An 8,775-nucleotide genomic window follows, 5' to 3' on the forward strand; every position below is an offset into this window, starting at 1 on the left:
CTGACAAAATACTTGATGATTTCTGGTACAGCTTGAGCAAGCGTGGTACGATCTTCATCCAGCGTGATTAACTGCTCTTCTAATGTTGGGTATGAAAATAGGCGATCACGCACAGCAATATTAGTTTGTCTAACTCCTGAAATATTTAAGCTTTTTTGTAAGCATCGGATACTGTTTATAATTCTGTGCTGAAGATAAATTTCAATGCCAAAGCTTGAATAAAATTCTTCACCTATATTTTCAGAGGGTTGGCCTTGTTGCCGCACTTTAGTAAAGTTATACCAAGCTTGAGGATCAGACATAATCCGGTAAATCATTACTTCATCTTCAGCACTACCCTCCAGTCCGGCTATCGCCAAGTAAACTTGCTTGTTTAGTAATGAAGGGTAAGTGAATTTGTGGCGGTTAGGGGATTTCATGTGAACACAGTCCAAAAGCAGCGAGGATAACCCTTCGGTAGTGAACAGATGAGGGTTATCTTGGAGGAGTATTTGGAAAACTGGTACTGGATTATACATGAAATTAGCTTTGTGACAATATGATAGAGCTAGTGCATTCTTTAATAGCCAGCATTTGTAGTTTTTACATACTTAAATATACTTAAATTAATAATTTGACAGATACATCATTTTTTGGTTTAAATCTGATTTATATCGGTTTTAGATAGCTTCAAATTCTTTATTTAGTGATAAATCTCAGGAATGCCACTACAAGGCTACCCTTGCCTAACTTTTGAAAATTCTCTAAGTTAGACGTGGCTATCCTTTGCAGAAGGGCTAGTTCAGGCGATCGCGCTCTTGGCGGGGAGCGATCGCTTTTAGTTATCCATCCCCTTAAAAGCAGATCACACTTCAATCCCTAATTCCGCTCCCAACGCTTTCTCTATGCTCCGCAATGTTTCAATAGGCAATTCCTGAATTTTTTCGTTTTCAACCCTGTGCCAATGAGGAGTGCTAATACCTGCTTCTGCTGCTAATTCTGTCAAGGATTTAGGAGAAGCTTTTCTAAGAGCTTTTATTTTTTCCCCCAATCCTGGAATCTCTTTACTAAACGTAACCCGCATTAATGTTAATTCCACATGCACTACTCCTTAAGTATCTTTTGCTGGGTTAGTTTTCTCATGCTTTTATAATTACACATTAAGTAGTACTTGACAAGTACTACTTAAGAAGATAGTATATTAATCATAAGAGAGGAAACAAGCACCAGCCTCCCAGAAAAACATAGAGGCGCTCACCATCGAACCTTGACAATAGTGAATCTATTAATCCACCTAGAAGGGTAACTGATGCACTGGCGGAACCAGAGAAAGTAAGAGATACAGGAAGGGAAATCGATTTGCGATGAATAAAAAGTTGCTACAGCATTACGGAAGTCGCTTTGAAGCTCGTTGTCGACTGCCGCCCGATCAAGAGATATGCTGCTGTAGCAAGCTTCGGTCACTGACTAGGAGCAAGAAAAATGAGGCTTCGCCAATTCTAGATTGAGAGTGTTGTGCTGAAGACACAACAAACTGACCAATAAAAATAGGACGATCGCTGCGTCGGGAAAACTTAGCGATCGCCCCTATGCCCCCAACCTTTTAAAGAAGAGGCAATTTCTAATGATGACACAAGTTTCAGCCCCTGCGCCAACAAAAGATCCGTTAACCACACGCGATCGCCAAATCATTGCAACCATCGTCAATCAGTCGGACTACTCAAAAGAGTGCCAGCCCGAAGATGTAGTGACTATCTGGATCAACAGCGATGATATCGTGTGGGTAAAAATGACCCACGGTTATGCTCGCTACCACAAACAATCTTTCAAACGCGCTGTTGCAGAGGTTAAAGAGAGTCTTTCTGCTCCAGTAGAGGGCAATCACAAGGAAGAAAAGGAATTAAAACAAGCTTCTGAGAAAATAGGCTTGTTGGGTGATTGTGATTGGTTATTGTTGAGCGTCCAATACCATTCTGATAAAGTAATCGGTCATGCTGGTTGTTATATTTCCCACAAGGCTCGATTATTTTCCCCACCGGCTGAATGGGATTTTACACTGCCGAAGTGGAATATGCCTGCTGCCATCTGTCCAGACTGCGAAGGACATGGGTGCGGTAACTGTGGGTATCGCGGGACTCGTGCAGAAGACTTGTGTATGCCAGTAGACGGCTATCGACTAACTTATGTAGGACGCACTGACCTCCAGACGGCTCACAATGTATATCTAGATGGTGAGTTCTGGGGCATACTCTTCAAGGTCAGAAACGCTGAGGAAGTCTGGGAAAACGACCCCAAGACATACTACTGGCGCTGTGGCGATGGCATGAAGTATTGGAGCGTCAGAGAGGCTGTAGAAGCACTGCATAGAGTGACGACTTCAGTTGAACTGCCGCAAGTTTGTCGGGAGTTGGTAGCAGCGTAAGAAAATCAGAAGGCGTGACCGAAATCTTCATCGGTCGCGCCTTGCTGGTTTCGAGAAGTCTACGGCTTCGCCAATGCGAAAGTGAAATGCTTTTGGTAAAAATAAATGAACCCTCAAGAAAATGCTGAATTACTATCTGCACTGATGCGTCAGGAAGAATTGCTCAAGCAGTTAGTCGCAGCAATCAATAAACCAAAACTGGGATTGCACTCTGAAGCTGGCAATTGCAAAATCTACTGCAATCGTCAGCACGGAGGATTGTGGTACACACTCAATGGTGAACCGAGTGATGTCCCTCAAACTGCCTTAACTGGATATCTTAAAGAACTACGGTTTGAGAATACAGAACGCCGCAAAAAAGAAACCTGCAAGTTACTGATAACTATGCAAGCAGACCGGACGTATATCTTAGAATCCGGTTATGATACTCACTTTTCTAAAAGCTTGTTAACCGTGATCGCAACTCTTACTCCAGAACAACTATATTCTCCCATTACACTACAGCCTACTCCAGGGACAAGCGATGAAAGCGTGTTGTTCTGTCGAGTGTGGGTTGGGTCGGAACTAGTTATGGCATCCTATAACGAGCAGACCAATTGGCAAGAAATCTGGGAACAAGCTTTAGCTGTGACAAAAGCTGCGAATGAGATAGCGTTTTAACGAAGTCGGAAATAGAGTTTGGACAATTGTAATTAGAAGTTGCTCAAACTTTGTCTACAGCTAATGAAGAAGGGCAATGGGAAAAGGGAAAGGGGTAAAGGTAAAAACCTTGCTTTTCTAAGGATGATTTAATTCATGAATCCCTTTCCCCCTCTTTTTGCTTTCTACTAGTTTGCCAATAACAAGAAATGACAACAACAATTGTTCACCCTAGTATCGAAAACTTACAGCAGTTTTCTGACTCGTTCGACATTGAGAAACTATTGCAATCTGAAGGAGTTCTGCCGTGGCTTCTAGCAAATGGCTGGAACTACGACGATGAATCTTGTTTGATTGCAAATATTATCGATGAGTCTACAAGTCTTGATGAAGTTTGGGAATCAGACGAGTTTGATTTTAATGCTCTGTCAGATGAATTAAAAGAAAAACTCAATCAGATTTTTGAGCATTTCTATCTGTAATCGAATGGCACTCTCAATCAATAATTAACGCGAAGGGAAGAAAAATGCAACCAACAATCACACTTCCACGTGGCTACGGAATTCCAAAGTTTAATGTTGGGCAACGTACTCAACAAGGCAAAATTATTGGTATTGAAGTATTACCACATGATAGTTTGCTAGCCGAAAATTGCGGTCATGGCTACCGCTATCTAGTCATGGTTTCTCGGATGAGAGAAGAAATTAAATATCTGGAATCAGATCAGATTACGCCGCTCTCACCGTCAGAAGTAGAAGCTGAGATTCTAGAAGAAGTCGATTACTATTTAACTCAGCTTGTATTACTGCAATCAGAGTTAAAAGCTGACCTCAAGATTCAGACTCCATTCGGTCAAGTCAACCCACCAATTTCAACAACTAAACGTACTTCTGGGAGCGGTTCTAGGTTGTCTAAACCGAATAAGGAAAAAGTTGCTGCTTAACGAAAGAAGAATCAGATTATGCGTGAAAAACTCTACAGTCAGATTCAATCAGTCTAACTGTAGAGAAAAATCGATTCCACAAAAGATTATCACACACTCTAGTTTAATACTAATCAGATGGAAACAAATTTGATTAAAGTCTATGACTCAACGCTTTTAAGCTCCTCAAAAGTTTACCAAATCGACGGTACGCTTTCACGATACTTGGGTGATGAAGGCACTATCCAACATCCACAGTATTTATTTGTACCTCTGCCAAATCAAAGAAAAAAAGTCAGCTTCCGACTAAACCGAAACAAACTCATGACTCGCTGTTATGAAGTCGAAGGCATGACTTATAACAAGCCTGTGGTACAGGATAATTCGCAGCAACTTCAGCTATTTTGAGCTATGTCCATACATAAACCACCAGTCATCAAAAGACACATTAGGTTACAAACAAGCTCTAAAAAAGTAATCTATAGAGCTACTAAAGAGATTCAAATAGTCACAAAGAAAGCTTCGCTTAATCGAGAGTGAAAATAATGATTGAGGTAAATAATCATGGTACAAGCAATCGACAACACTATCGCTACAAATTTTCTAACTAATGCAGTAGTCGAGCGCCACAATTTCTCACAGTTAAATAAAACTCGCATTCGCTTTCGTATTCAACTAAAGAAAAGTACAAAGTCTGCCGCACCTAAATGGGCGGATGTGCTAAAAGCTGAGGTTTCTGAAATAGAATCAGACCTCGTTAAAGTCACAAATTCCGAAGTCGGTTTGCGGGGTATCAAGGTATTCAAAAAGCTAGATGAAGCTGCCGCACAACTTCGTCAAGAGATTGCTTCGGTTCAAGAGTGGATGTCTGCTGATACTGGTGATTGGATTTGTCCGATTGATTTAGCTCCACTTGTGTGGAATCAGTTAATCAACATCAGAGATAATATCGCCCCTGGACTGCGTAATCAGCTAAAAGTTGATTATGAATCAGGACTCGAAGATTATCAAGAGCGCATTGATCAGTTCCTCTCACTTAACACTTGGGAATTAGCGCAGGATAAGCAAGAGTCAGTTAAAGCCAATTTGTTAAGAGCATTTCCGACTCTGACTGATCTTGAAGATTATTTGCAAGTCATTATTGGTCGTCCAGTGATTATCCCTGCTCTCTCTGAACAACTCAATCAGCAACAAGCCGAGTGTCTAGACCAGATTACCAAGTTCATTCAGCAGTATGACCAAAATCTGGAGCAAAGGCTACGGGAATCAGCGATCGCTGGTGGTGAACAACTCGCCGCGCAGTTGCTTGAAGAGTTGGCTGATTGGGAGCCAGGACGCAAACCAATCCAGTTCAAGAAGAAAATGCAACGCCATCTGATGAAGGTTCAGGTTTTGCTAGCGAATGCTGACCCGGAGGCTGGCAGTAGCTTGGAGGCGATGATGGCGCACTTAGATTCTATAGTTAACGATCCGGCGATTGAGTCGAAGAATCTGGGTTCAGATACGCGCAGTCAATTACAGCAAAAAATGCAAGAGATCCGCATCAAGTTGTTAGATGAACAACGCAATCTACAATCACTTGCGACTGACGACGTGGGCTTGTCGAAGGCTACCGTAATGTCGTTCAAGTTTAGGTAAAAAACAGTCTTGGGCGGGTGCATTCGCCCAAAACTAAGTACCTTAACGAAAAATGCAGTATACACCTCAAAAAGAATACCGCACTTCTACTATAGGGATAAAATTCTCATGTCACACTTCTCAACTGTTAAAACCAAGCTCACCAACCGCGAATGTTTGGTACAAGCCTTACAAGATTTGAAACTGAATCCGCAAGTTCATGAAACAGCACAATCACTAAAAGGATACTACGGTGGCTATCTTGGACAAAGTGCTGAAATTATCGTATCTGGTCACACCATAAAAACCCGTGCAGACATCGGGTTCAAATGGAATCAGTCAAGCGGCGTGTACGACGTAATACACGACAGCTATGAAACAGTTCCGAAGCTGGGCAAAGACTTTTTCAGCAATAAACTAATGCTGGCTTATGGACAACGGATGGTGAGAGCTAAAGCTGCCGAGTTACAAGAAAGGTTTGGTGAATGTGTGATCGCTGAATCAACTAACGGCACTGTGCAAACTCTACGCCTAACTTTTGCCGGACATCAAGAAGTTAAACAATTTGCACGGAGATAAATTATGGAACGCTCAATATTGATTTATTTCGACAATGCTACAGGTGAAGTTCGTGTAGAGGCTGAGGGATTTAAGGGATTGAGTTGTTTATCGGCTACGCAACCATTTGAAGAAGCACTTGGAGTTGTCAGCGAGAGCGATCGCACATTTAAAAATGAAGCTCAAACCCAACAACTTCGGACTACGAACAGCAGCCAAACACGTTTGCGTCAGTAATCAGTCATCAGTCATCAGTTACCAGTCTAGTCTTAACTCGGCTGGTAACTGATGATCATAAAGACTTCGCCATTTCATAAGTGAAATATTTGAATAATTGACATGAAACTCTCAAATCTTCTCTCCACGCTTGATTCACAAATCCCCATTGCTGCGGTTGATGTTCTGTCTCCTGATGAAGCGACGATTATTCAGTGGCTGACTACAGAGACATCTAGCAAGCTATCAAGTCCAGTATTCTTCTGGAATCTAGGGGTATCAACCTTAGAACAATGTTTAATTGCAGCAGATGGGGGATTGGTGTTTAAACCAGTGCCAGAGTACAAAAGACCTCCACAGGCTGATCCACTACTATTCATATTCGACTACATTGCTAACTTCACTGGGAATGGTGTATTTATTCTCGGAGATATTCACCCCTTTATTGCTAAGAATTCACCCCAATTATCATGGGAGATTTTAAGCAAGGTAAAAAACCTTTACCACAGGTTAAAACCCACAGATAAACGCATTGTATTGCTGGGTCAGAACATACAATTACACGAATCCTTAGTCAGATTGATTCCTTATTGTGAAGTTCCTTTACCTAGTATTGATCAAATACTACTTCATCTCAATTCTTATTTGCATGACTTACAACAGTCAGCTATTGAGCAGGAATTGACTTTTACTGTTACGCTTGAAAATGCTGAATTTGAAACTCTTTCTCGTGCTGCACTGGGTTTAACCTTAGAAGAAATTAGTGATTTTCTTCGGTTAACAGTCAAACAAAACTTAACTAATGATGGTGTCGTTGTCGGCGCTGATTTTATCCCTAAAGCCGTAGAGTACAAAACTCGGTTACTGTCTCAAATGGGTATCGAGTTGGGTAAACCTGCAATAATCCCGTTCGGCGGTTTGGATCTACTGCGTGAGTGGTTGACTCGGCGGCGGCGACTGTTCACGCAAGAGGCGCGAAGTCTCTCGTTACCCCAACCAAAAGGTGTATTGCTGGCTGGCCCACCCGGTACAGGAAAATCTCACTGTGCCAAAAACATCGCTAGCATACTCAATCTACCACTTCTGCAACTCGATATTGCGTCCCTTCTAGGTTCACTAGTTGGCGAATCCGAAGGTAATGTTAAACGCGCACTGAAAACAGCATCCGCGATCGCACCTTGTGTCTTGTTTATTGATGAGGTGGAAAAGGCGCTTTCAGGTCAGGGCGATACTTCAGGTGTTAGTCAAAGGATTCTTGGAACTTTGCTTACGTTCATGAGTGAGTGTACTGCTGGGGTGTTTATAGTTGCAACCTGCAATGATCCATCAGCACTACCAAGTGAGTTTAAGCGCAAAGGTAGGTTTGATGAGGCTTTCTTTGTTGATCTGCCCACAGAACCAGAACGAATCCAGATTCTGGGGATTCATCTACAACGCTTTGGCATTCATCTGGAATCCGAATATCTCGAAGCGATCGCAACCTCGACCGCGAAATTTTCCGGTGCTGAATTGGAAACGCTAGCATCTGAAGCTGCTCTGCTGGCATTCGATGAGGGTAGACCACAGCAGGTAACGCTTGCTGATCTGGAAACCTGCTGCCAAACCATCACCCCGCTTGCGATTCAGGATGCGGCGGCAGTTGAGCGGATGCAGTCCTGGGCATCCACCGCACGGCGGGCTAGTAGTCCTGTGGTTGCAGTGAAAACTCAGTCTTTGCGTGCTGCTAAGTTTCGGAATATGAACTGATGAGAAAGCGATTGTCTCCTGATTCTATGGGGGCAATCGCCACCGATTCATAGCGGGTACGCCATCGCTCTTTCTTTTAGTAATTGATAGCAGCTAATTAACATAGTTAATAAGGCGAAGAAACATGACAACAGACTTAGTTACTTATTACGGGCAGACTCCAACCATTGACCAACTGGTTGAGAATTATGGCGCATATTTGGAGAAATTAGACAGAGAAAGCAAATTGTTGCTTCGGACGGTGTTAACAAATTATGTATTTATGCAATCAAGGCATGAGCCGAGCAGTTACACACTAATAGAAGCTTCTAGAGATGCACTTTTTGTCACATTTCTTGGTATGGATATGCCACAACTTTTGGTAGATATTTGCTCACAATTAAATGGGCTAACAACACACGAAGCGGAAACAATACTTGAAGCACTACAACATCAAATTAGATGGGGCAATGCCCGTCAAGCCGTGAATTGACAGGGTAAGAAATATGGAAATCTATTTAGTTTTTGTTGATGCTATCCGAAACAGCAATAAATTCTGGGCGGCCATTGTCGAAGATGGTAACTTGACAGTGCAGTGGGGCAGAGTCGGTTATCAAGCACAAACCAAAGTTCACACATTAGGCAATCATCAGAGAGCCGTTAGCAAATTCAACAATCTAGTAGCCGAAAAGATGAT

13 protein-coding genes and 1 pseudogene are annotated in these 8,775 nt (G+C 42.3%); 11 read left to right on the plus strand and 3 right to left on the minus strand.

Annotated features, from left to right (window positions below):
- The 3 genes and pseudogenes from G1O98_RS34580 to G1O98_RS34590 all read right to left on the minus strand — a co-directional run.
- A pseudogene (locus G1O98_RS34580) lies at positions 1-518 on the minus strand (hypothetical protein); the annotation flags it as partial.
- A 160-nt stretch (positions 519-678) separates the two neighbouring features.
- Positions 679-855, minus strand: a complete 177-nt coding sequence (locus tag G1O98_RS34585; RefSeq protein WP_163938273.1) for a hypothetical protein — start codon at positions 853-855, stop codon at positions 679-681.
- The gene (locus tag G1O98_RS34590) at positions 845-1,078 is read right to left on the minus strand and encodes a helix-turn-helix transcriptional regulator (RefSeq protein WP_163938276.1); all 234 of its coding nucleotides are present in this window, start codon (positions 1,076-1,078) and stop codon (positions 845-847) included. Before G1O98_RS34590 ends, G1O98_RS34585 begins: the two co-directional genes overlap by 11 nt.
- 525 nt (positions 1,079-1,603) lie before the next feature.
- Between G1O98_RS34590 and G1O98_RS34595 the strand changes: the two genes are divergently transcribed.
- From G1O98_RS34595 to G1O98_RS34645, 11 genes are all read left to right on the plus strand, one after another.
- Positions 1,604-2,401 carry a hypothetical protein gene (locus G1O98_RS34595; protein ID WP_163938279.1) on the plus strand — a complete coding sequence of 266 codons (798 nt, stop codon included), beginning with the start codon at positions 1,604-1,606 and terminating at the stop codon, positions 2,399-2,401.
- Positions 2,402-2,506: 105 nt separating this feature from the next.
- A complete protein-coding gene (locus G1O98_RS34600) occupies positions 2,507-3,061 on the plus strand; it encodes a hypothetical protein (RefSeq protein ID WP_163938282.1) in 555 nt (184 codons plus the stop codon).
- A gap of 188 nt (positions 3,062-3,249) precedes the next feature.
- Positions 3,250-3,522, plus strand: coding sequence for a hypothetical protein (locus tag G1O98_RS34605; protein ID WP_163938285.1), 273 nt, complete (start codon positions 3,250-3,252; stop codon positions 3,520-3,522).
- A gap of 44 nt (positions 3,523-3,566) precedes the next feature.
- Complete coding sequence (locus tag G1O98_RS34610) at positions 3,567-3,983, plus strand: hypothetical protein (RefSeq protein WP_163938288.1); 417 nt, start codon at positions 3,567-3,569, stop codon at positions 3,981-3,983.
- Positions 3,984-4,100: 117 nt separating this feature from the next.
- Positions 4,101-4,370, plus strand: coding sequence for a hypothetical protein (locus G1O98_RS34615; protein WP_163938291.1), 270 nt, complete (start codon positions 4,101-4,103; stop codon positions 4,368-4,370).
- A gap of 156 nt (positions 4,371-4,526) precedes the next feature.
- Positions 4,527-5,600 (plus strand): hypothetical protein, encoded by a 1,074-nt coding sequence (locus G1O98_RS34620; RefSeq protein WP_163938293.1) that lies wholly within the window; start codon positions 4,527-4,529, stop codon positions 5,598-5,600.
- Positions 5,601-5,708: 108 nt separating this feature from the next.
- Positions 5,709-6,158, plus strand: coding sequence for a DUF1257 domain-containing protein (locus G1O98_RS34625; protein WP_163938295.1), 450 nt, complete (start codon positions 5,709-5,711; stop codon positions 6,156-6,158).
- A 3-nt stretch (positions 6,159-6,161) separates the two neighbouring features.
- The gene (locus G1O98_RS34630) at positions 6,162-6,374 is read left to right on the plus strand and encodes a DUF2997 domain-containing protein (RefSeq protein ID WP_163938297.1); all 213 of its coding nucleotides are present in this window, start codon (positions 6,162-6,164) and stop codon (positions 6,372-6,374) included.
- A 102-nt stretch (positions 6,375-6,476) separates the two neighbouring features.
- A complete protein-coding gene (locus G1O98_RS34635; protein WP_163938299.1) occupies positions 6,477-8,099 on the plus strand; it encodes an AAA family ATPase in 1,623 nt (540 codons plus the stop codon).
- Between the two features lie 124 nt (positions 8,100-8,223).
- Positions 8,224-8,571 carry a hypothetical protein gene (locus tag G1O98_RS34640; RefSeq protein WP_163938301.1) on the plus strand — a complete coding sequence of 116 codons (348 nt, stop codon included), beginning with the start codon at positions 8,224-8,226 and terminating at the stop codon, positions 8,569-8,571.
- 13 nt (positions 8,572-8,584) lie between these two features.
- Positions 8,585-8,775 (plus strand): WGR domain-containing protein (locus tag G1O98_RS34645; protein ID WP_163938303.1); only part of this gene is annotated, 191 nt, incomplete at its 3' end.

The organism is Nostoc sp. UIC 10630, from assembly GCF_010747425.1.
Lineage (GTDB): Bacteria > Cyanobacteriota > Cyanobacteriia > Cyanobacteriales > Nostocaceae > Nostoc.